This window comes from Neorhizobium sp. JUb45, from assembly GCF_004343585.1.
Classification (GTDB): domain Bacteria; phylum Pseudomonadota; class Alphaproteobacteria; order Rhizobiales; family Rhizobiaceae; genus Neorhizobium.
The window spans coordinates 1-23,265 of record NZ_SLYW01000023.1 but is presented as its reverse complement, the minus strand read 5'-3'; the positions used below and the strand labels follow the sequence as shown (position 1 = coordinate 23,265).

At 58.2% G+C, this 23,265-nt stretch carries 18 protein-coding genes; 15 read left to right on the top strand and 3 right to left on the bottom strand.

Annotated elements, in window-relative coordinates; all coding sequences use genetic code 11:
* From EDF70_RS30560 to EDF70_RS29575, 6 genes are all read left to right on the top strand, one after another.
* Nucleotides 1-206, top strand: a 206-nt coding sequence (locus EDF70_RS30560) for an SDR family oxidoreductase (RefSeq protein WP_245519441.1), incomplete at its 5' end; no start/stop codon positions are given.
* Nucleotides 207-974: 768 nt separating this feature from the next.
* A complete protein-coding gene (locus EDF70_RS29595; RefSeq protein WP_132281848.1) occupies nucleotides 975-3,173 on the top strand; it encodes a mechanosensitive ion channel domain-containing protein in 2,199 nt (732 codons plus the stop codon).
* A gap of 52 nt (nucleotides 3,174-3,225) precedes the next feature.
* On the top strand, nucleotides 3,226-4,401 hold the full coding sequence (locus EDF70_RS29590; protein ID WP_132281847.1) for an efflux RND transporter periplasmic adaptor subunit: 1,176 nt from the start codon (nucleotides 3,226-3,228) through the stop codon (nucleotides 4,399-4,401).
* Between the two features lie 4 nt (nucleotides 4,402-4,405).
* On the top strand, nucleotides 4,406-7,543 hold the full coding sequence (locus tag EDF70_RS29585; RefSeq protein WP_132281846.1) for an efflux RND transporter permease subunit: 3,138 nt from the start codon (nucleotides 4,406-4,408) through the stop codon (nucleotides 7,541-7,543).
* A gap of 199 nt (nucleotides 7,544-7,742) precedes the next feature.
* Nucleotides 7,743-8,414 carry a response regulator transcription factor gene (locus EDF70_RS29580; protein ID WP_132281845.1) on the top strand — a complete coding sequence of 224 codons (672 nt, stop codon included), beginning with the start codon at nucleotides 7,743-7,745 and terminating at the stop codon, nucleotides 8,412-8,414.
* A 26-nt stretch (nucleotides 8,415-8,440) separates the two neighbouring features.
* Nucleotides 8,441-9,739 carry a HAMP domain-containing sensor histidine kinase gene (locus EDF70_RS29575; protein ID WP_165932192.1) on the top strand — a complete coding sequence of 433 codons (1,299 nt, stop codon included), beginning with the start codon at nucleotides 8,441-8,443 and terminating at the stop codon, nucleotides 9,737-9,739.
* A gap of 335 nt (nucleotides 9,740-10,074) precedes the next feature.
* Here EDF70_RS29575 and EDF70_RS29570 read toward each other — a convergent pair whose 3' ends face one another.
* Together EDF70_RS29570 and EDF70_RS29565 are read right to left on the bottom strand one after the other, a co-directional pair.
* Nucleotides 10,075-10,857 carry a deoxyribose-phosphate aldolase gene (locus tag EDF70_RS29570; protein ID WP_132281843.1) on the bottom strand — a complete coding sequence of 261 codons (783 nt, stop codon included), beginning with the start codon at nucleotides 10,855-10,857 and terminating at the stop codon, nucleotides 10,075-10,077.
* A gap of 261 nt (nucleotides 10,858-11,118) precedes the next feature.
* On the bottom strand, nucleotides 11,119-11,895 hold the full coding sequence (locus tag EDF70_RS29565; protein WP_132281841.1) for a GntR family transcriptional regulator: 777 nt from the start codon (nucleotides 11,893-11,895) through the stop codon (nucleotides 11,119-11,121).
* Between the two features lie 273 nt (nucleotides 11,896-12,168).
* On the opposite strand from EDF70_RS29565, the gene EDF70_RS29560 reads away from it, so the two are divergent.
* From EDF70_RS29560 to tpiA, 8 genes are all read left to right on the top strand, one after another.
* A complete protein-coding gene (locus EDF70_RS29560) occupies nucleotides 12,169-13,533 on the top strand; it encodes a sugar ABC transporter substrate-binding protein (protein ID WP_132281839.1) in 1,365 nt (454 codons plus the stop codon).
* Nucleotides 13,534-13,590: 57 nt separating this feature from the next.
* On the top strand, nucleotides 13,591-14,535 hold the full coding sequence (locus EDF70_RS29555; protein WP_132281837.1) for a sugar ABC transporter permease: 945 nt from the start codon (nucleotides 13,591-13,593) through the stop codon (nucleotides 14,533-14,535).
* Entirely contained in the window at nucleotides 14,532-15,353 is an 822-nt protein-coding gene (locus EDF70_RS29550) for a carbohydrate ABC transporter permease (RefSeq protein WP_132281835.1), read from the top strand. The genes EDF70_RS29555 and EDF70_RS29550 overlap by 4 nt, the downstream gene beginning before the upstream one ends.
* Nucleotides 15,350-16,378 (top strand): alcohol dehydrogenase catalytic domain-containing protein, encoded by a 1,029-nt coding sequence (locus EDF70_RS29545; protein ID WP_132281833.1) that lies wholly within the window; start codon nucleotides 15,350-15,352, stop codon nucleotides 16,376-16,378. The genes EDF70_RS29550 and EDF70_RS29545 overlap by 4 nt, the downstream gene beginning before the upstream one ends.
* Nucleotides 16,379-16,408: 30 nt before the next feature.
* Nucleotides 16,409-17,770, top strand: coding sequence for an FGGY family carbohydrate kinase (locus EDF70_RS29540; protein WP_132281831.1), 1,362 nt, complete (start codon nucleotides 16,409-16,411; stop codon nucleotides 17,768-17,770).
* Between the two features lie 38 nt (nucleotides 17,771-17,808).
* Nucleotides 17,809-18,903, top strand: coding sequence for an ABC transporter ATP-binding protein (locus EDF70_RS29535; RefSeq protein WP_132281829.1), 1,095 nt, complete (start codon nucleotides 17,809-17,811; stop codon nucleotides 18,901-18,903).
* Nucleotides 18,904-18,922: 19 nt separating this feature from the next.
* Nucleotides 18,923-20,611 carry a dihydroxyacetone kinase family protein gene (locus EDF70_RS29530; RefSeq protein ID WP_132281827.1) on the top strand — a complete coding sequence of 563 codons (1,689 nt, stop codon included), beginning with the start codon at nucleotides 18,923-18,925 and terminating at the stop codon, nucleotides 20,609-20,611.
* Nucleotides 20,612-20,682: 71 nt separating this feature from the next.
* Entirely contained in the window at nucleotides 20,683-21,450 is a 768-nt protein-coding gene (tpiA, locus tag EDF70_RS29525; protein ID WP_132281825.1) for a triose-phosphate isomerase, read from the top strand.
* 117 nt (nucleotides 21,451-21,567) lie between these two features.
* Here the strand turns inward: tpiA and EDF70_RS29520 are convergent, their stop codons facing one another.
* Nucleotides 21,568-21,975 (bottom strand): helix-turn-helix domain-containing protein, encoded by a 408-nt coding sequence (locus tag EDF70_RS29520; RefSeq protein WP_132281823.1) that lies wholly within the window; start codon nucleotides 21,973-21,975, stop codon nucleotides 21,568-21,570.
* A gap of 104 nt (nucleotides 21,976-22,079) precedes the next feature.
* Between EDF70_RS29520 and EDF70_RS29515 the strand changes: the two genes are divergently transcribed.
* A complete protein-coding gene (locus tag EDF70_RS29515) occupies nucleotides 22,080-22,682 on the top strand; it encodes an NAD(P)H-dependent oxidoreductase (protein ID WP_132281821.1) in 603 nt (200 codons plus the stop codon).
* Nucleotides 22,683-23,265: the final 583 nt, after the last annotated feature.

The following is a 23,265-nucleotide window of genomic DNA, read 5'->3' as shown; positions in this document are numbered from 1 at the left end:
CACAGAGATCGGATGCTGCACATCCGATCTACAGCATCGTTCCGGTTTCGTTCGGCCTTAGCGTACGATTTCGGACTGCTCTTGTTCCGACCCCTATGGGACGGGGCGGCCAGCCCGAAGAGGTCGCGCGGGCGATCCTGTGGCTGGCGAGCACTGAGGCGTCCTTCACCAGCGGCACGTTTCTAGATGTCACCGGCGGAAAGTGAGCGACAAGCGCCAGTGCCGGCACCATGAAAACAGCCGGTGCAATCTGCCCGACGCAGAACGCGTTGGGCTGGCGAGGTGAGGAAAAGGTTTGCCTCCACCATGGGACTTCCCGAGATCCTTGGCCTGATTGTTGACAAGCCCTCTGCCGAGCGGATGGTAACGCGGCTGCTGGGAAGCTGATGCGGCGACGGCTTCCGAGGTGGAACGCAAAACTTCGAGGTCCTCATGTGGAAGGCCGGCGTTTCCGACATTTCGGAACTGGCTCGGCGATGAACGGGGTAAGTGCGCGATCCGCGAGGAGTCGAGGTCCCGTTACTATCGGTGCTCGGCATGCGGGAAGGCGGTGTCTGGAAGAAGCAGACAGAGGAATGGCAGACCGCCATCCCTTCACCCAGGAAGAAGCGCGCAGGAAGTAGGCGTATGCCTATCGTGACAAGCAAGAGGACGGCGAAGCGGCCAACCGCACTTGGCAATTTTCCAAAAAAGTGCGGAAATCGGCGGCCTGTGTATTAGATGCAAAACTCCAACACTGCACTTACCGGTATGCTGCTTCAGTCGACACTGAAATGTCCCGACGTGATGACAATTTCGATCGTCGGCCAACGGTCCCTGTTGGCGGCGGCATGTCCGAAAGCTTCGCTACGATCGCTTAAATATTCTGCTTTGAGCGGGCTGCGTAATGTTCCCGCAATGCAGGCCTGAGACGTGAACTACCTACTTCTGCCGACATTTTGCGATCGACTGAGAGCGCTCGAAAAGGACTGCCGATGAAGCTATTCAAAGCCGCTGTGTTGACGATCATGTTGGCAGTCACACCGTTTGCCTCGATGGCCCAGGAACATAGTCAGGCAAAGTTTATCCCTGATGCCGCAAAGCTCGGCTCGCTCATCGACATTCTCAAAGACGACGCTCTTAGACAGCAGTTGATCGGCGAGCTTGAACAGCTCCAGAAAGCCAAATCGGATTCCGAGGTCGGTAATACAAAACCTGCGGAGACTGAAGCCTCCCGGACGACCCAGCCTACCGCTGAAGAAGACGCGGTTATCAGCGGAGGCCTCTTTACCGGAATATCAAGCTGGCTCGGCGATCTCGGACATCGTCTGCCCACGGCGGCGCTCGGCGCTCCGATCGACGTGAAGGTGCTGCAGGCCGAGGCTCAGGTTAATCGGCGACTGGACGCTCCGGGGGCGATCGAGAACCTGAAGGGCTTCATGCTGAGGTCGGCTTTAGGTTGGGCCGCTATAACGGCTCTGGCCCTGATCATCTTCGCTTTCGCCAAGCGGCGGATACGGGCCAGGGTCGGAAAGACCGCCTCAAATAAGGTGGTCATCCGCGAAGTCGTCATCCGGGCGTTTCTGGCAGTCGTCCCATTTCTGGTGTTCATTGCGGTCGCTTCCTTCTGGCCAGGCTTATGGAACTACTCGGAGGTCGGGGCCAAAATCTTCGTTGTCCTGAGCGTGCCGTTTGCAATAGCGATCACGACGTCGGGCCTTGTCTCGTCATTCTTGGTCTTCCTCGCCCGGTCGAAAGGCTGGAGGCTGGTTGCGTATGCCCAGCGGCGACTTTCACCTCTCGTCGGCATTCTGATAGGCATCGCGACAGCCGGATCGATCGCCGTCTCCCCCGATATTCGCAGCGCGGCCGGGCCCGCCACCAGCGACATCCTTTCTCTGATCCTGGACATCGCAGTTCCTGCCTTTGCGATGCTGATCATCGTCCTCCATCGACGGACGGTGCGGTCATTGATTGTCAGAGGACATTCGAACGACAGCGAACGATCCGCTTATGACCGAGCCATCTTCTGGGTAGGCACGCACTGGCAGCATTTCGGTTTCGCCTTTGCGGTCCTCAATATAGGTGCCAGGATATTTGGCACGCAGTCGGGAAGCTTCCTTGCACAGTCTAGCCTGTCCGTCGCAGTCATCGTTCTCGCGTTCATGGCCGTCACGTCTATCCGCCGGTTCGAAGCAAAAAGGGAAGCAGCGGCCAACCGTCGTCTCAGGATCGGAGTGAGGGCCGAGGTCCTTCGCAGGCTGTCGTCGATTCTCTACCGCGCGATCCAGGTAGCCCTTGTGCTCATCGCATCAGTGCTCTGCCTTAGGTTCTGGGGCATCGACGTTGCGGGGTGGCTTTCGACATCGGCAGGCATCTCGGTCGTCGGCCCGGTTAGCTCGATCGTTCTCGTCATGCTCATTGCCTGGACTCTCTGGGTCGCCCTGGATGCCTGGATCACCGCGGCACTGTCGGAGAGCCAGGTCGGGGGCGGTTTCCAGCAGCGGTCAGCGAGAATCAGGACATTGCTGCCGCTGCTCCGCAACGTCGCTTTCGTCGTCCTTTCCGTCCTCACTGTAATCGGGGTGCTCGCTAACCTCGGCATCAATGTCGCGCCACTCATCGCAGGTGCTGGTGTCGTCGGCCTCGCCGTCGGTTTTGGCTCCCAGCAGCTGGTTCAGGACGTGATCACGGGTCTCTTCATCCTGCTGGAAGACACGCTGGCCATTGGCGACGTAATCGATACGGGCGACCGGGCGGGCACAGTGGAAGCCCTGACGATCAGGACTGTCAAGATACGGGACGGCGATGGCGCGCTGCACACGATCCCATTTTCTACAGTGAAGGCGCTGAAGAACAGTTCGCGCGGGTTCGGCGTCTACACGGTCGGTGTAATGCTGGACCAGCGCGCCGATGTCGGGAAGGCGCTTGAAGTGCTGAAGGAAGTCGGTGACGAGGTCCGCCGCGACCCGAAATATGCTGCGAGCATTATCGCTCCCCTGGACATCTGGGGCGTGGACCAGGTCGGTCCCGACGGCATTCTCATCAAGGGTGCGATAAAGACACGCCCGCTTCAGCAGTATGGGGTCGGCCGCGAGATCAACCGAAAGATGAATTTCCGCCTTCAAGAGCTGGGCATCCCGCTCGCCAACCGAAACGTCGGCTGGCTACCACCGGGACCAGAACTGACATGACAGTCCCGCCAAAGTTTTTTTGCATTGCCTCTCACGCCTGGAGCCGAAAACGATGATCTCCGCCAAAATCCTAACCCGCGCAGCTGCTGTCACATGCCTGAGCATGATGATCGCGTCGTGCAGCAACGAATCCGAAGGACAACAGAAAGCCGCCGCGCCTCCGCCGACCCCCGTGTCCGTCGTCGAGGTCAAACCCGAAACACTTCCGGTTGTCACCGAACTGCCGGGTCGCGTTTCCCCGATGATTACGGCGAACGTCCTTCCGAGAATCACCGGGCTGGTTCAGAAACGCGTCTTCGAGCAGGGCGCGACCGTCAATGAGGGTGACCTGCTGTATGTCATCGATCCGGCTCCTTTCCAGGCGAAAGTAGACTCCGCGCAGGCGACGCTCGACGCCGCGGTAGCCGCGCGGAAGCTTGCTGGGCAGAAGGCCAACAGGCAAACCCAGCTTCAGCAGCGAGGCGTGACGAGTGCCGACGATAGCGAGACCGCAGTCAGCGAGCTCGCCCAGGCTAACGCCGAGGTAAACCGAGCCGAGGCAGACCTACGGACGGCACAGCTCGATCTGCAGTATACGCAGATCAAGGCCCCGATTACCGGGGTCATCGGCCGCGCGCTGATCACGGAGGGCACGCTGGTCAGTTCGTCTTCCGACCCGATGGCGACCATCCAGCAGATCGATCCTATCTACGCCGACTTCACCCAGCCCGCGGACACGCTGATCCTTCTCAAGAACGCCATCAAGAACGGCCAGCTCAAGCAGGATGCCGACGGCGGTCTGCGTATGCAGCTGGTGACGGAACAGGGGACGGTATACCCGCACGATGGCAAGCTGCTCTTCACGGAGGCGACCGTAAATGCCCAGACGGGTCAGCTCATCCTGCGGGGTGAATTTCCGAACCCCGACCGCGACCTCCTTCCCGGCATGTACGTTCGTTCCAAATTCCAGCAAGGAGCACTTGAAGGCGCTTTCGCCGTGCCTGAGCAAGCCGTTCAGCGAGATACAGCTGGAAAGCCCCAGCTCTATACCGTCAACGGCGAAGGTAAGATCGAAGTCAAGACCGTCACGCTTGGCTGGATAGTCGATGGGCGATGGGTGGTGATCAAAGGACTGTTGGCCAATGACAAGGTTGTCGTCGAAGGTTTCCAGAAGACCGCCCCGGGTGCGACCGTGAAGGCCGAACCCTGGCAGGACCCGGCCACCGCGCAAGCAAAGACGGAGAGCTGACCCGATGCCGGCATTTTTTATCGATCGCCCGGTTTTCGCCTGGGTCCTCGCCATTGCCATTATGCTGGCGGGCGCGATCTCGTTGACTGTCCTCCCGATCTCGCAGTATCCCGATGTCGCGCCACCGCAGATCACCGTATCCGCCACCTATCCGGGTGCTTCACCGGACGACACCTACGAGGCGGTCACGAGGCTCATGGAGGAGGAGCTGAACGGCATCCCCGGCCTTCTCTACTATGAGTCCACGTCCGATGCCCAAGGTTCGATCAAGATTACCGTGACGTTCGAGCCCGGTACGGTTTCCGAGACTGCCGCCGTGGAGGTTCAAAACCGTATCCGCCGCGTCGAGGCGCGCTTGCCGTCGTCGATCGTCCAGCAGGGGATCAGCGTCGATACAGCGGGTGGCGGCACGCTGCTGCTTGTCGCTTTGCAGTCGAAGAGCGGCTCGATGGATGGCATCACGCTCGGTGATTACATGAGCAGGAACATCGCCAACGAGTTGCGCCGTGTGCCCGGTGTTTCGAACGCGCAGCTCTTCGGTAGCGAACGAGCGATGCGCGTCTGGCTCGATCCCGCAAAACTGCTTGGGCTGAACCTGACACCCGGTGACGTCACGAGCGCGATCGAGGCCCAGAACGCCCAGGTCGCGGCGGGCCGTCTCGGGTCGGCTCCGTCGCTGCCCGACCGCCGCACCACTGGATCGCTTCTGATCCGCGGACAGCTGACGACACCGGAAGAATTCGGGAAGATCGTGCTTCGCGCGGAGACCGACGGTTCCACCGTCAGACTTGCCGACGTCGCAAGGATCGAGGTCGGGGCCGATAGCTACGCGACATCCGTTCGCATCAACGGCAAGCCCGCTGCCGGAGCTTCCATCGAGCTCGCGCCGGGCGGAAACGCGCTTTCCACCGCGACCGCCATCAAGGCGCGCTTGGCTGAGCTCGGCCCATCGCTTCCAGACGATATCGAATATTCTATCCCGTACGACACGACGCCGTTCGTCTACATCTCCATCGAGCAGGTGCTGATGACGCTCGCCGAGGCTATGGTGCTGGTCTTCCTGGTGATGTTCTTGTTCCTCCAGAACATCCGTTACACCATCATTCCAACGATCGTCGTGCCGATTGCGCTTCTAGGGGCATGCGGCATCATGTTCGTCCTCGGCTTCTCGATCAACGTCCTGACGATGTTCGGCATGGTGCTGGCGATCGGCATTTTGGTCGATGACGCGATCGTAGTGGTGGAAAATGTTGAGCGCATCATGATGGAGGAGGGACTATCGCCTAAGGAGGCGACCAAGAAAGCCATGAAGCAGATCAGCGGCGCGGTCATCGGTATCACCTTGGTGCTGACGGCTGTATTCGTGCCGATGGCGTTCTTCCCCGGTGCCGTGGGTGTCATCTACAAGCAGTTTTCGCTTACGATGGTCGCGTCGATCCTGTTTTCGGCATTCCTCGCACTGTCTCTCACTCCGGCGCTTTGCGCGACCTTCCTGAAGCCTGTGCAGAAGGGCCATGCCCACAGCAAGAAGGGGTTTTTCGGCTGGTTCAACCGCGGCTTCGACAAGGGGTCGCACAAATACAGCGGCTGGGTCTCGGGCCTCCTGAGGCGCTCCGGCCGCGTGATGCTCGTCTATCTGATCGTCGCCGCGGCGACCGCCTGGATGTTCCTCCAGCTTCCATCGTCGTTCCTTCCTGAAGAGGACCAGGGTACCTTGCTGGCCCAGGTCCAGGGGCCAGCTGAAGCCACCACCGAGCGAACGCTCGATTCCATTAAGCAGATGGAGAAAATCGTCACCTCGGAGACTTCCGTCGATCGCATGGTCGCCATCAGCGGCTTCAGTTTCTCGGGATCGGGCGAGAACGCCGGAATGTCATTCATCACGTTGAAGGACTGGAGCGAGCGCAGTGCCGAGCAATCCGCGCAGGCGCTGGCCTTGAAGTTCAACGGTGCATTCCAGGCCATCAAGGACTCAGTCGTTTTCGCGCTGTCGCCACCAGCCATCTCCGGTCTCGGCAGTTCCAACGGTTTCGCGTTCCGTCTTCAGGACCGGGGCAATCTCGGAACCGACGTTTTGAACCAGGCCCGCGACCAGTTCCTCGCCGAGGCAGGCAAGAGCCCCGTCCTGGCGGGAGTGCGCGTCGAGGGTCTCGCCGACGCACCCCAGACCATTCTCACAATCGACCGCGAAAAGGCCAACACGTACGGGGTGACATTTGCAGACATCAACCAGACGATAAGCACCAACCTTGGCTCCTCGTACGTCAACGACTTCCCTAATTCGGGGCGTATGCAGCGCGTTACCGTGCAGGCCGATGCCGACAAGCGCGGCACGATCTTCGATGTCATGAACCTGACGGTCCGGAATACGGAAGGCGGAATGGTGCCGATCTCCGCGTTCGCAAGGTATGAGTTCACCAAGGGGCCAGCTCAGATCGTGGGCTATAACGGCTTCCCGGCTGTCCGCTTTAGCGGTCAGGCGGCTCCGGGGTATTCCTCAGGCGACGCTATCGCCGAGGTCGAACGGATCGCGCAAACGTTGCCATCGGGTTTCGGCTACGAGTGGAGCGGACAGTCGCTCCAGGAAATACAGTCGGGTTCGCAAGTGCCGATGCTGCTCGGTCTGTCGGTACTGCTCGTTTTCCTTTGCCTCTCGGCCCTGTATGAGAGCTGGGCTATCCCGATTTCTGTTCTCCTGGTCATCCCACTTGGCGTAATCGGTGCGGTCGGCGCCGTCATGCTCCGGGACATGCCGAACGACGTCTATTTCAAAGTGGGCCTGATCACGATCATGGGTCTGTCGGCCAAAAACGCGATCCTGATCATCGAGTTTGCCAAAGACTTGAGACTGGAGGGTAAATCAACCTTCGATGCCGCGGTCGAGGCAGCCCACCTTCGCTTCCGACCGATCCTGATGACGTCGCTGGCTTTTGCTCTCGGTGTCGTGCCGCTCGCGATTGCCACGGGTGCAGGTTCAGGAAGCCAGACCGCCATCGGTACGGGTGTCCTTGGCGGGATGGTGTCCGCGACGCTGCTGGCGATCTTCTTTGTGCCCGTGTTCTTCGTATTCGTCATGCGCTTCGCGCGAAACCCTGTGAAGCCCAGCGAAAGTTCAGAGTCGAAAGTTGCTCCGGCGGAGTAACAGGTCGGCGGGGGCTGTCACGAGGGCGATCCAGCGGCAGCCCCACCGAACGGGTGGTACATGACAGTGTCTACTTGATCGCAATGATCACGGCCTGCGCGTAGATCGCCACGCGTCAAACCCTGCTGGGCTCTGCTGTCCAAATGGCTGTAGGGTTGAATAGCACGATCCGCCTCAAACTATGCGCGAGAGATTCGAGATGAGACTTCTTTTGATCGAGGACGAACTGGAGATGGCAAGGGCTCTAAGTGCAGTGCTGGCCCAGCACAATTATGTCGTCGATCACATGCCGACAATCGAACTCGCGCTCGAGGCAATCAAGGAGAAGGTCCATGACGTCGTCGTCCTCGACCGACAGCTCCCGGATGGAGACGGACTGACGTTTCTGCGTGCAATTCGTGATGCGGGAGATAGAACGCCTGTAATCGTCTTGACTGCCCACAACATGCCTGCCGACCGGATTTCGGGGTTGGACGACGGCGCGGACGACTATCTCGGCAAACCTTTCCTCGCTGACGAACTTCTTGCCAGGCTCCGCGCGGTGGCTCGTCGCTCGGGAGCGTACACCAGCCAAGTCATTTCGGAAGGAAATGTCTCAGTTGATCTCGACCATCACGAGGTTAGCATCGGCGGGGAGGTGATCAGTTTGCCGAGACGAGAGGTGTTGGTGCTGGAGCTATTGATGAAGAGGTTTGGCCGGACGGTTCTGCGCAGGTCGCTTGAAGAGGCCGTTTATGGATATGACGACGAAATCCAGTCCAACGCCCTCGACAGCCACGTTTCGCGCCTGAGGAAAAAACTTGTCGATGCCGACGCAAACCTGGCCATCCACGGCATCCGTGGCCTTGGTTACCTTTTGAGGGCTTCCTGATGGCTTGGTCACTCAACAGGAACTCCTTGAAATTGAAGCTGGTCCTTCACTTCGCCCTCGTTTTCATTGTGTTCATGATTATCGTGAGCATAGGTTTCTTCAACTTCCTCCTTGGTGTGGTGCCCTCGACAAACTCAGCAGACTACCGGGCACTTCCTGTCATCGCAGCGTCGATAGCAAGCGAAGGCGGCAGGCTGGTCGTAAGGGAAACGGAAGAGCTTCGAGCGGTCAAGAACGGCTCGAGCCTGTGGTTCATCGTGCTTGGAAGCGACGGCGCTCGAGTGAGCTTTGGCACCATGCCCGCCGCTTTCGACAGCGTTCTTGCATCGATCAACGACATACGCTCGCTCGACGTTCGAGGCGAAGACGGAGCGGCGATTACAGCCACCTTGCGTGAGACCGACAGCCCTGTCGGACAAATCCGCGTTTTATACGGGGGCAAAACGCCGTCGGGTTCTTCGGCGTACAATCTCGGGATTGGTCTCAGGATTGTGTTCATTCCCTATCTCGTGGTCCCGTTAATCCTTGTAGCGCTCGCATTGCCTTTGATTGTCGGACGGGCGCTGGCAGGCGTTAAGAAAGCCACCAGGCGTGCTTCCGAGATCGACGCAAACAGTTTGGGCGTGAGATTGTCGACCAATGGCGTTGTCGTCGAACTGCATCCTCTTGTGAACGCGATCAATTCTGCGCTGGCTCGCATCGATGGAGACCTGACTGAGCGACAGCGTTTTTTCGCCAATGCCGCCCACGAGCTCAGGACGCCGATCGCTATACTTCAGACACGCCTGGAGGCCCTCCCGGCTGGATCGGTAAAGGATCGGCTTCTCATGGACGTCGGCCGTCTCGCAGCCACCGCCGAACAGCTTCTAGACATGCAACGCTTCGCAAATATCCAGTCCTTGGGCGAAGTCGATCTGGTGTCGCTTTGTGAAACCGTAGCCGCCGATTTCGCGCCCATCGCAATCAGTGCAGGGTACGAGCTCGAATTCGATGCCGAGGTGAAATCTTTCAAAGTCAACGGCGACCACTCCGCGCTTGAGCGAGCGGTCACGAATCTGGTCAGAAACGCTATTGAACACGGCGGCGGACAAGGCCGCATCCACATAGAAGTCTTGAAGGACGGAACGGTCGAGGTCGCTGACGAGGGGCCCGGTATTCCTGAACCTGAACGCGAGAAAGTTTTTGAGCCCTTTCACCGGACGAAGCCTAAATCCACAGGTGCGGGGCTGGGTCTGAGCCTTGTGCACCAGATCGTACAAAGCCACCGCGGACACATAAGCATTATCGAGCAAAACACCGGTGCCCGCTTCAGACTTAAACTATAATCCTCCGTTGTTACGGCCGCCCGGGTTGGCCCGCTGGCGCTCTGGTCAGGAGTATGCGATGCCCGTCGCAGCAGCGCGTTAAGCCGCTGCGATATATTGAAATGCTCCGCGGCCTGCTGCCGGCTCATACTTTCGGAAACAGCCCGCTGCTCTATGGTCGAGGTGCATAGCTCAGCATCACCCGGGACATTGCATTCAATCAGCGACCTTTTCCGCTCGCTCCCCCCTACCGACAGTTGCGTTAAGGCAAGGGACCGTGATGAGAGCGCAGTGTGTCACGCCAAGTTGAGAGCCGATGGACTGGTAAGGCAACCCGCCGGCTCCCGATCGAGAGCTCAGTCCTGGAAACTGACGGCGCGTGTCAATTTTGAGATCTCGGAGACAGTATGCTCGCCAGTCGCGCGATCGCGCTGCCAGATATTGCGGCCGACGATCACTCCGCGCGCGCCCCCGCGTAGTGTTTGCGCAACCGCGTCTATGGTTTCGGATGGGGGGCCAGACAAGGGTCCACCTGCGATGACGAGCGGAACCTTCAGCTCCTCGCACAGCCGCTTTGTACGCTCTTCGCCGGGGAACGCGATTTTAATGATATGGGCGCCCAGATCGTAGGCGATACGAGCTACCTTTTCTTCTTGTTCGACGACTTCCTCTGACCGAGGAGCTCCCATGATAACAGGCTCAAGTACGAGCGGAATATCCCAGCGATCGCAAGACGCAACGACTTTCCCGACCCTCGCGCACATCTGCACGCGTTCAGCTCTCGACATGTTCCAAGGAAACAGCATCTTGACGGCGTCCACGCCCATTCGAACCGCTTCTTCGACCGAAGTGATAAGGCCGTGCGATCCGCCTCCGTCAAGCTCACGGAATTCGTTGTAAGTATCGATCGTCAGAACCCTGGTTAGATGTGGGTTTGCCGCGAAAAACTTCTCGGTCTGTTTCACCTGTCCAGGCGTCATCATGAATCCGGTCACATCGTTATTCGCCCATGCGGCGAATGGTGCGGAAGGGGTTTCGAGCCCTTCGATGCGGTCAAAGATCAACCCGTGATCGACCGGCATGATGATTGCGGCACGGTTGCTCGGCAGCGTCCGACGAAGGCGATATTCCATGGACATGTGATTGTTCCTTCCCGACGGATTTACCGTCGTCCTTGTTGCTCCACCCACGCTTACCCGACAGATGTTGTACGGACAAGACGTACGATACGTATCTACCGCGCGATCTTTTTTGGTGTCAAGCACAAACCCGGCTCGCATCACAGCTCAGGTGTTATGATGCTTCCGCGCAAGCCGACGACCGCTGCATCCGGCTTACAGATGCGGCAGGGGACAGATCATAAACGGAAGTGGTGAGGTTTTTCGAAGACTGAGGTCGAGTCAGTCCGGGTCGGACGGGTTCGCCGCCAGTTCTTTGGGCGCCTCGGCATCGACAGAAATTGTCACTACGTCGCTGCGCACGAATGACTGGTAAAAATCGAAGACCCGGCCTAGTTCGGAGCGTGACTTAGATTTTACGAAAAGAACCGGAGCACCTTTGGCAAGCCCCAATAGCCTGGCTGTGTCTGGTGGCGCCCCGACCGCTTCGACTTCGCGCCGTGCCGCAAAGATTGAGAAACCAGCCTCCGCCAAGGTGTGATTGAGCGAGGCAGTACCTTCCAGAACAGGCTTGCCAATCAGTAGCGCACCGACGTCAGCAGGCATGAAGTTTGTTGAATGCATGGCGGCTTTGCCATCTATGTGGCGTATACGCTCCATAATGAAGCCACTCTCGCCCACAGCCAGACCGAGCGCCTTGGCTGCGAATTCTGGAAGCATGTCAAATTCCGCGCGAAGTACGGAAGTTTCGATCTCGCTATCCGGCGAATGGGCACCTGTCTCGAGAAAGCCTTGGGTTACCTGCAATTTCCACTGACTATCAGCAGGATTCGAGACAAACGCTCCGCGCCTCGGCACGATGTGTATCAACCGCTGATGTTCAAGTGCACGCAGCGTCTCCCTCACCGTCGAACGCGCAAGGTCAAATGATCGGCACAGCTCGGTCTCACCTGGGACCCGGTCACCGACTTGGAAGTGACCGTTCCTGATTTGCCCCTCGATGATCCGGGCCAGTTGCAGGTAGTAGGGTTCTGCGGATGAACGGTCGATATTCTGCATAGCGTTTCTCAATTTATGTCCGAACGAACCGTACAGCATCAGGACACGAGTCGTCTATCTGCAATGAAAGCCCTCAAAAGCCGGTTACTCGGTCGAGCGGATCAGCGTCATCGCGCATAGTAGACAATTGCCATTGACGAAAACTGAAACATCTCGTACGTACAATACTTACAGATCTGAGGCCAAGTGGAGTTGGTCGGGGATTTGGTTTGGTGGTTTGCCGCCAAGTGAGGAGCGTCCGATAATGGTGTCGGACATTTGGGAGGAACTTCTATGTCTAAGCCTATTCGGCGGTCGACCTTTGTCGGCGCGCGTGCCTATTCGCTTGCTTTCTCGGTATCGCTCGGATTGCTGCTGGCCCAGGCGGTCCAGGCGGAGCCTATTACGCTCACCGTCGCACTCGCGGCTAATCCCCAAATGGAAACTGCGGCGAAGTTGATCGACAATTTCTACGCCAAGTATCCCGACATCAAGGTCAAGTTCCAGACCCTCCCCGAGAACCAGCTACGCCCGACTGTTTTGAAGGATGTGGCAACGAAGTCTGGTCAGTTCGACGTCGTCATGATCGGCGCGTACGAGGTGCCGCTATGGGCACAGAAAGGCTGGATTACAAACCTGAGCAAGGAGTTCGTCGCCAAGGACACCGAATGGAAGTCCGACGATCTGCTCACGCCTATCCGAGATCTGGTTTCCTACAAGGGCGATATGTTCGCCACGCCGTTCTACGGATCATCGTCCTTCATGTTCTACCGCAAGGACCTCTTCCAGAAAGCCGGGCTTAACATGCCCGAGCAGCCGACTTGGGACCAGGTTGCTGATTTTGCAGCCAAACTGGATGACAAATCGAAAAATATCTCCGGCATTTGCCTCCGCGGCATTCCCGGCTGGGGCCAGAGCCTGGCTCCCCTTACGACCGTGATCAACACCTTTGGCGGCCGCTGGTTCGATGAAAAGTGGGAGCCTCAGCTGAGCTCACCCAAGAGCAAGGAGGCCATCAACTTCTACGTTAAACTTCTCAAAGAGCATGGTCAGCAGGACGCCGCGAAGGACGGATGGCAGGAATGCCTTCAGCTCTTTACGCAGGGCAAGACCGCAATGTGGTACGACGACACGGTCTTCGCAGGCCCGGTCATCGATCAGGCAAATGCTGAAGTGAAGAACAATGTCGGTTTCGCGCTCGCTCCGATCAAGGAAAAGCCCGGCTCTGGCTGGCTCTGGGCATGGGGCCTCTCCATCCCGACCACAAGCAAGCATCAGGATGCAGCCTGGAAGCTAGTCGCGTGGCTGACAAGCCAAGAGTATATCAAGCTCGCAGGCGAGAAGGCAGGCTGGGGAACCGTTCCTCCGGGCTCCCGTCAGTCCACATACAAGCTTTCCGCCTATGAGGCGGCTACCAAGGACTATGCTGACCTGACGTTGAAATCTATCAACGCCGCCAATCCGCTGAAGCCGACCGTTGATCCGGTTCCCTACACGGGGGTCCAGTATGTGACGATCCCCGAGTTCGAGCAGATCGGTGACTTCACGTCGCAGCAGTTGGCCGGTGCGATCAGCGGACAGATGAGCGCAGACGACGCGATCAAAGCGAGCGAAACCAAGATCAAGGAGATCATGGAAGACGCTGGCTACATCAAGTAGTCGACGCGCGGCGGGCCGCTTGCCTCCCGGCGGCCCGTCAAAATCCCGGAATAGTTCATGCGGATGAAAATCATGACTTCGATTTCACTACCAGATCGTTCCCGAGCCACGCGTCCAAGCGGCCGCCTCGCTAAAGGCTGGTGGGACCGGCTTCCGCTTCTCCCCGCACTTGTCTTCGTCATCCTGGTCACGCAGCTTCCGTTCGTCATTACGCTGTATTACAGCCTTCAGCGATGGAACCTGGTCTCGACGAACGCCCCGCGTTTCGTGTGGTTCAGAAATTTCGTCAATGCCGCCACAGACGCCACCTTCCTCAAGGCCGTTGTGAACACGGGCGTTATGACGTTTTCGATCGTCGTCGCGTCGGTGCTGGTTGGCGGGCTCCTCGCTGCCGGTCTGAACCGAGAATTTCGGGGGCGGACGATCGCGAGAACTCTTGCGATCACCCCGTTCTTCATCATGCCCGTAGCGGCCGCCCTGTTCTGGAAAACCGGGATCTTTGACCCGACATTCGGTATCCTTGGATGGATCACCGACGAGATTGGTATCGGCCGCATTAACTGGATCAGCCAGTATCCCAAGCTGACAATCATCATCATCACCACCTGGCAGTGGTCTGCTTTCGCGCTGCTCATCCTCCTGGCCGGGATGCAGTCTTTTCCTACCGAAGTAGCGGAGGCCGCAGAAGTTGATGGCGCAAGCCGGCTTTACGTGTTCCGACGTCTTATGCTTCCCCATCTTCGTCCGTTCATTGAACTGACTGGCCTGCTGGTTGCCATGTACGTCCTCGAGAATTTCGCCGCGATCGCCATCCTGACCAACGGCGGCCCGGCCTACTCGACAACCAATCTTTCCTACTATGTCTACCTCGAAGCGTTCAGCGCATTCGATCTTGGACGGGCGTCCGCTTTCGGAATGATCTCGCTGGCAATCGCGATGGCACTGACCATCCCGATGCTGCGCGTAGTATCGGGCATCTTTAAAGAAGGAGGTCGGGCATGAACCGCCGCCGTTCAAGCATCATCGATCCCCTCCTGACTGTTCTGACCTGGGTTGGCACGTTGGTTATGTTCACCCCCATCGCATGGATGATCCTGACTAGCTTCAAGACGGAGGAGGACGCGGTCAGTTATCCGCCCAAGCTGTTTTTCTCGCCAACCCTCGACCACTACCGTCGCATTTTTGAAAACGACTTCGCGTCCTTCGCGACCGTTTCCATCCTCGTAACCGTCATCTCGACTGCGATCGTGATCGTGCTCGCGGTTCCAGCGGCTTTCGCGCTGACGGTTCGTCCCGTCCCAAAGTGGAGAGACGTGTTGTTCTTCTTCATCTCAACGAAGATGATGCCGATAGCCGCCGGCATAGTGCCGATCTATCTCGTCGCGAGAGCTTTCGACCTACTAAACACCTCGACCGTTCTTGTCATCGTCTACACCTCGATGAACCTGCCGCTGGCAATATGGATGATCAGGTCGTTCATGGTCGAAATACCTCGCGACGTTTTCGACGCGGTCGCAGTCGACGGCGCCGGCCGCATCAGGGAAATGGTGCAGATCATCGTTCCGCTCATCAAACCAGGTCTCGCGTCTACCGCGCTCCTGTGCGCCATCTTCGCATGGAACGAATTCTTCCTTGCGGTAAACCTGACCACCACGGTGAGCACGCTGCCGGTCTTCCTTCAGAAGTTCCTGAGTTTCGGCAAGCTCTACACAGCGCAGGTCGCTGCCGTCGCGACTTTGATCAACATCCCGGTGGTGATCGCTGGGTGGCTGGCGCAGAAGAGCCTTACCCGTGGTCTAACATTCGGAGCAGTCAAATGAGCATGGACAATCTATTCGGCGGTGCACCGAGCGGGAAAATGCAGGCGGTCCGGATCACGCAGGACCATCAGATCAGCGTCATCGAGACAACTGTGCCGTCGGTCTCCGATGATGAGGTACTCGTTCGGCCGACCTGCTGCGGAATTTGCGGGACGGACCTTCATATCCTGAGGCATGGCTTCGTTGGGACCAACTATCCCGTCATACCTGGTCATGAATTCGCAGGACACGTGGTAGCGACAGGCAAGAATGTCCGGAATGTGAAATCTGGAGACTTCGTCGCAGTCGACCCGAACGTGGTGTGCGGCTCGTGCCGCTGGTGCCAGTCCGGGAAACCGAACCTATGCATCCATCTTACCCCCATCGGCGTCGGGCGCGCGGGCGCCGCGGCGGAATACGTTTCCGTCCCTGGTCGCAACGCTTTCAAGGTTAACGAGACGATCGGATCAGATGTCGCCGCTTTGATCGAACCGCTTGCGTGCGCTCTTCATGCCGTGGATTCCGCTCAAGGCATCCCCGATCGGCAGGTTCTCGTGCTTGGAGGGGGAACCATGGGCCTACTGATTGCGATCGCGGCGAAACAAGCGGGCGCGGGTAAGGTCACGCTGGCGGATCCTGCATCCGCGAAACTTGCGATTGCACGGAACGTGGGTGTCGATCTCGCGGTGTTGCCGTCCGAACTCGGTGACGAGCGATACGACGTGGTCTTCGAGGCTGCAGGCGTAGCCGCTGCCCTCGACCAGGGACTTAAACTCGTCGAAAAAATGGGGGCGTACGTTCAGGTCGGTGTCCATGATGAACACGCACAGGCGTCGTTCATGCCTTTCAAGCTGTATGAACACGAGGTTCGCATGATCGGCTCAAACTCCTGCGCTGACAGGTTTGCCGCTGCGGTCGAACTGATGCCCGAGGTTCGGGACAAGGCGAAGCTACTGATCGGGGAAAGCTTCCCAGTCTGGAGCTTCGATGCCGCGGTGCAGAGCATGACTGCAGGCAAGGCAATCAAGACTCAACTGAGCTTCTGAGCATAGGCGCGTAAGAGGGGGAGATGCGCAATGCTAGTGTGCGGTGTGGACATTGGTACGACCAACCTCAAGGTTTCAATCGTTGATGAAACGGGCGTGTCCAAGTGGACGCAGGCAGTGCCTACGCCACGCGTCTCGTCTCTGCTGGATTCCGCAATTGATGCCGACGTGCTTGTCAGCGCGATTGAGACTTTGATGATCGAAGGATGGAAGGCAGTCGGTAAGGGAAAGCCGCTGGCTGCTATCGCCACAACGGGGGTGGGTGAAGACGGAATTTGCGTGGATCGCAATCTCGAGCCTCTAGGTTTCGCAATTCCCTGGTTTGATCGCCGCGCGATGGACGAAGCGAGCGAAATTCGTCTCAGCGGCCATGCGACAGCCCGTGCGGGCATCGAGATGGAGCACACGCGTACTGCCGCGAAGTGGCTTTGGCTTCGACGGCACGACCCAAAGATGCTTGCCAATCAAAGCACATGGATTGCCTTGACCGACTATCCGTCAGTGGTCTGGACAGGACGCCCATTCCTCAGCGAAACCTTAGCTTCGCGCACGGGCTGTTACGACGTTGGCCGACGCGCGTGGATTGAGGCTCTGGTCGAATTCTGCGGCGCTCCCTTCCTCCCTGAGGTCCTGCGGGCCGGAGATGTGGTCGGGGTGGTCGGCGAAGGTTCCCTGTTATCTTCGGGGGCAGTAAGCCGCCGCACTCTCGTCGTGGCCGGCGGCCACGACCACCCGGTGGCTGCAGCCATGATTCAGCGGATCGATGCGACTGCGCGGGTCGATTCCATTGGCACAGCGAACGTCCTGTATGGCGAGTCGGCAACATTCCCTCTCGATCGCTTCGATCGCTATCTTGCGTTTATGGTTCCAGTTCAAGCGAGAGTGGGTGTCGCTTGTCTTGGTGTTTTCGAGTTCTCGTCTGCCGCGCAGACGCTCCAGGCGCAGGGTATCGACATCCGTTCCATTCTGGCGCTCCCCAAACTGCCGGGCGAGCCAAACTTCTATGCAAGGCCAAATGACCTGCCGGCTGATGCCGATGCCCGCTCCGTTCTTGAGATGGCCAGCATCACCGCCCGGAGGATGTTTGACCATATGCGGTGCGCGGGTGTTCCAAGCGGAGAGATATATGCGACCGGCGGATGGAGCCGATCCCGCAGTCTCCTTGAGCTACGAGCAAGTATCTTCGGGGTCCCTCTGCATGTGCTGAGCGAGCAGGAACCCGCTGTCGTCGGCGCTGCCTTACTAGCCGCTGAAGGTTTGGAAGAGCACGTTGACTTCACGACAGGTGTTACCACGCAGACGATCTATCCCGATACGCGGTGGGAGACGTTCTATCAGGACACGTACAAAGCGTATTTTGGCGCTGCCGCGGATTTGACCAACCGAAATTGAGCCGATCCGGCTGACCACACACAAAAGTGGAGGAATGCATGTCTGTTATCGCTATCGAGAACCTGAACAAGTCCTTTGGCGCATTTAATGCAGTTGATAATCTCAATCTGACGACGGCAGATGGAGAATTTGTCGTGCTGGTCGGACCATCGGGCTGCGGCAAGACCACCACGATGCGGATGATCGCCGGTCTGGAGGGCTCTACATCGGGTTCGATCAGTATTGATGGGGAAGATGTCACAGATCAAACTCCATCGGAACGCGACGTCGCGATGGTCTTCCAGAACTACGCGCTTTATCCGCATCTGTCGGTCTACGAGAACATGGCATTTTGCCTGAAAGTCCGCAGGTGGCCAAAAGATAAGATTGACGCCCAGGTCCGCAAGACTGCCAAGGCGTTGGATATCGAGAGCCTCCTTGAACGCAAACCTGCGGCTCTGTCAGGTGGGCAGAGACAACGGGTGGCGCTTGGCCGCGCAATCGTTCGCGAACCGCGCGTGTTCCTGATGGATGAACCGCTTTCGAACCTCGATGCTAAACTGCGCATCGAGATGCGCGCCGAGATCGTAAAACTCTGCCGCCGATTGAAGATCACGACGTTCTACGTGACTCATGACCAGTTGGAAGCGTTAACGATGGGGCACCGCATCGTCGTCATGCGCGGAGGGATCGCTCAGCAGATAGATACGCCGCAAAACATCTACGACTTTCCGGTGAACAAGTTCGTCGCGGGCTTCATCGGCAGTCCACCGATGAACTTCGTCAATGCTTCCTTTGGAAATGGTGGCCTGACGGGTAGCGGGTTCACTCTCGTGCCGACCAGTGCGGTCGCAGATGCGCTGCAAAAACTCTCTGGCCCCGTTATCGCTGGCGTTCGCCCCGAGCACCTCGCGCCGCTTTCTGAAGGTGCAGGAGTAGCCACAGGGACGATGAAGGGGCGCATCGAGCTTATCGAGCCTCTCGGGTCGCAGGTGATGATCCAGGTTTCGGTCGGAAATGAGCTTATATCGGCACAGTTTGAACGGGGCCCGGAAATTGAAGTCGGTAAGGAGATTGTTCTGGTTCATCGACCAGACAGCATCCATGCATTCAATGTGGCAAACGAGCGGTCCGTACTTGCGCCGGCCATATGAACAGTTTGAGGAGCAAAAAATGAAAAAGCTGATCAATGATCCGTCGAATGTGGTCCGTGAGATGCTCGAGGGTGTTGTTGCGCTGAGCCCTGCAACAGTTCTCCTGGCGGATGAAAACGTCGTCATCCGGTCGGGGCTTGTTGGAGGTGAGGGGCGCAACGTTGCGGTATTATCCGGGGGCGGTAGCGGCCACGAGCCAGCGCATGCGGGTTATGTCGGAAACGGCATGTTGACGGTCGCGGTTGCCGGCGACGTTTTTACCTCGCCCAGCACGGATGCTGTTCTTGCCGGCATTCGTGCGTCAGCCGGTCCTGCTGGGGCACTTGTTATCGTCAAGAACTATACCGGCGACAGATTAAACTTCGGTCTGGCCGCGGAATTGGCACGGAGTGAGGGAATTCCGGTCGAGATCGTCGTCGTTGCCGATGACGTGGCTCTGAAGGATACGGTTCCCGCCGATCGCAGACGGGGGATCGCGGGGACTGTGCTCATCCACAAGCTGGCGGGAGCCGCAGCAGAGCAAGGGCTACCGCTTGCAGACGTTGCGCGCATCGCACGGACCGCTGCCGACAACCTCTCTTCCATGGGTATCTCTCTTGGCTCCTGCACCCTTCCATCTGTCGGCAAGCCCGGCTTCGTGCTTGGTGAACAGGAGATCGAGGTGGGACTTGGAATCCATGGCGAGCAGGGCGTACGGAAGATGCCGATTGCCTCGGCGGATGAGCTTACCTCGCTTGTGCTCCAGACAATCGAATCCGACGGCAAAATTCGCGAAGGTGATCGGGTTGTATTGCTGGTCAACGGACTGGGATCGACACCGCCTATGGAACTGTCGATCGTGGCTCGCTCGGCCATACGGTTCCTAGAAAACAAGGGCGTTTCGGTTGAAAGAGCGTGGGCAGGGACCTTCCTATCGGCTCTGGACATGCCCGGATTTTCACTTTCCGTCCTGACTGTTGACGACGATGCGCTAACGTTGATCGATGCACCTACCGATGCCAGCGCATGGCCGCGGGGCGGCATGATCAACCGCAATCGGGTCCTTGCCTCGACCCAGGTTGAGGAAAGTGCATTGCCGCAAGGCGAGCAAACGAAAGCCGGTGAGCGTCTATGGCGAAACGCAACACTGGTGGCGCAGGCTTTGCTTGCTGCCGAGCCGGAGCTGACGGAACTGGACAGCATCACCGGCGATGGCGACCTCGGCGCCAGCATGACCCGCGGTGCAGAGGCCGTTCTGGCTCTTCCCCAGGAGAAATTTGCTACCGTTTCCGACGGGCTGCTGGCAATGGGGAACGCGATGCGCAAAGCGATCGGCGGAAGTTCAGGCCCGTTTTACGCGACCGGCCTGATGCGTGCTTCCCGCCACCTCGCAGGGATGGAGCAACCGTCAGCCGCGCAAGTCGCCGAAGCATTTGCCAGCGCAGTTACTGCGGTGTCGGATCTAGGCGGAGCGGTGGCGGGCGATCGAACAATGATCGACGCCCTTCATCCGGCGGCGCAGACGTTCAGGGACGGCCTCGCATCGGGTCTGGACGCCAATTCTGCGTGGAGACTATCGGTCGAAGCCGGTATTGCCGGAGCGGAAGCCACCAAATCGATGAAGCCGCGCCTTGGCCGGGCGAGCTACCTCGGTGACCGCGCTCTCGGGCACCCTGACGGTGGCGCTGTTGCTGTTAGTATTTGGCTTAAAGCGATCAAAAGCGAGTAGGCAATCGCGGCCGGTAGAAGCGTTTCGAGCCGAAATTGGCCGCTACATAACAATCGATACGTGGACCCACGATGAACACAAAATCTCGCCGACGTCCGCTGATTGCGGGAAACTGGAAAATGAATGGCCTATCGCATTCGCTTGCCGAGCTCGCGTTGATAGCAAAAGGTCTTGATGAGCTCGATGATGAACTAGAAGCGCTTATATGTCCGCCCGCAACCTTGATTGGCGCTGCGAGTGCCCATGTTCGCAATACAAGGCTTATCATTGGGGCTCAGGATTGCAGTTCCGACGTAGAGGGCGCTTTCACGGGTGACGTTTCTGCCGCGATGATTGCCGACAGCGGGGCACGGTATGTTATTTTAGGGCACTCCGAACGGCGCCAGGGTCGGGGTGAAAGCAATATCGATATCCTGCAAAAGGTCGAGAGGGGCCTAAGTGCCAAAATCGGGGTCATAGTTTGTGTGGGCGAAACTGAACAACAGATGGCGGAACGACGAACCGAGCAAGTTTTGCGAGCGCAATTGCTTGAATCGGTGCCGCCGGATGTGAATTGCTCCGCGGTCACCATTGCCTACGAACCAGTTTGGGCGATCGGTACTGGCCGGGTGCCAACGCCTGCGCGCATAGCGGATGTCCACGCATCCGTTCGAGAGACGATCTCTGATAGGTTTGGTCAGGCCGGAGAAGAAATACGCATTCTTTACGGAGGATCCGTGAAGCCAGAAAATGCACGGGAGATCAGCGCAACTCCCAATGTTGACGGTGTTCTGGTTGGAGGCGCGAGCCTCAAGGCGCGCGATTTTTTGTCAATCTCCGAAGCCTTCGCCGTCAGGTAACTTGTTATGGATTGCATGATGGCGTGACGGTTTTTCACCTTTTCTTCGCACGTGCATACAGCTTAATCCATCGTCCGGATCAGATCGCGCCACAAGGTCTCGACGTGCTCACCCCTGTCAGGCGTTGCCTTCCATCGGTTCGGCGTCCGCCTTGCCCGAACGCAACCTGTCTATCTCTCCTACGTTGCTCTCGACCCAGCGGTCCAACGTCAGCACGATCTCACTCAGCGACATACCAAGCGGCGAGAGCCAGTATTCTACGCGTGGAGGGACCTCCGCATAGGAACGTCTCTCTACAATGCCGAATTCCTGAAGCCGGCGGAGTGTCTGCGTCAGCATCTTTTCGGAAATGCCCTCGATCTTGCGGCGAAGTTCACCAGGTCTTGCAGGACCGGACTTCAGCGAATGTATCGTCAGAAGTACCCACTTTTCCGCCAGGATATCGAGGAAATTCCTTGCTGGGCAATCCGCATGGAAGACATTTGCGGCAGGGGTTACGAGGTCGACGTGAGATTTCTTTTGCATAGCCAATACTTACCAAAAAGTGGGTACTTGTCAAAGGGAGGGTATAGTTTCACTCCTGGTTCCGAAGTTTAGGCCGCTGTGGCCGAACCCATTCGGAGATCATCATGAACATTCTGGCGCTTCACTCCAGCATTAATGGCGGCCAGTCCGCAACGCGCGCGATGGTAGATACCTTTCTCGACCAGGCCCTGTCAGCCGATCCACGCACCAATGTGACACAGCGAGATTTTGCGGCTGATCCCATCCCGCACCTACCGCCTGAACTCGTGCCAATCCAGTTCGGCTTCGCACCGAAAGAGCAAACCCCGGCCATCGAACTGTCGGATACTTTGATCTCCGAACTCGAATCTGCTGATGTCATCGTCATTGGCGCACCATTTTACAATTTTACGATTCCGTCGACCTTGAAGGCGTGGCTGGACCACGTCATGCGCGCCCAGCGCACCTTCTCGTACGCGTCAGGTGCCCCGGAGGGACTTCTATCCGCCGACAAGAAGGTGGTGGTGATGGTCGCCAGCGGAGGCGTTTACACCGAGGGCCCAGCGAAGGCGATGGATTTCGTCGAGCCATACCTTCGTGCTGTGCTCGGCTTTATTGGATTGACGGACGTCACATTCGTGTGGGCGGGCGCACAAGCAAATCCGGATGCCGGCCGCGACGCCAGAGCAAATGCGGCCGCCCAAATTCGAGCAATGGCGATAGCTTGATTCAATAGGGAACAGTTTGCGAGATGCACGCAATGAAGCCCGGAACGTTTTAAAGCCGCGGGCGCCACCCCTAAAGCTACCCTCAAGAACCGTCGCTGTCGTCGGCCATACTGCTCAGTCACGGCCATCCAACGAACTGCTACTTACGGGCAGCCGTACCGCGCGTCGACGGCGTTGGTTCGCTTCGAACTGCGCTCGTCAGTATTGACTGTCGCCTGGCTCGCACGGTGTTCCATAACTCGCATGCGATCATTCTGGGTGAGGTCTGCAGCCTTTCCTTCGGTGGCGGGGATGACCGTCCGCTCCTCTACCTGCAGGGGCGCTATACCACCAGCCTCGACGATCCAACGCATGGCCTCACCTTTTCGCAATTAGGGGCCAGAACAAGAGGAGTGCGAAATCGTACGCGAAGGGCGAACGGAATGAGAACTTATGCGACCCTCCGTAGCCCGGCTGGCAGACGCAGCGATCGATATCCGTTCGGCATTTGATGTTCAGCATCCCAGGTGTAGATGCCGGTAAGGTTGATATGTTCCCAGCTGAGCGGCGAGATGTGCTTCGACAGAGTATCAGGAATATCTCG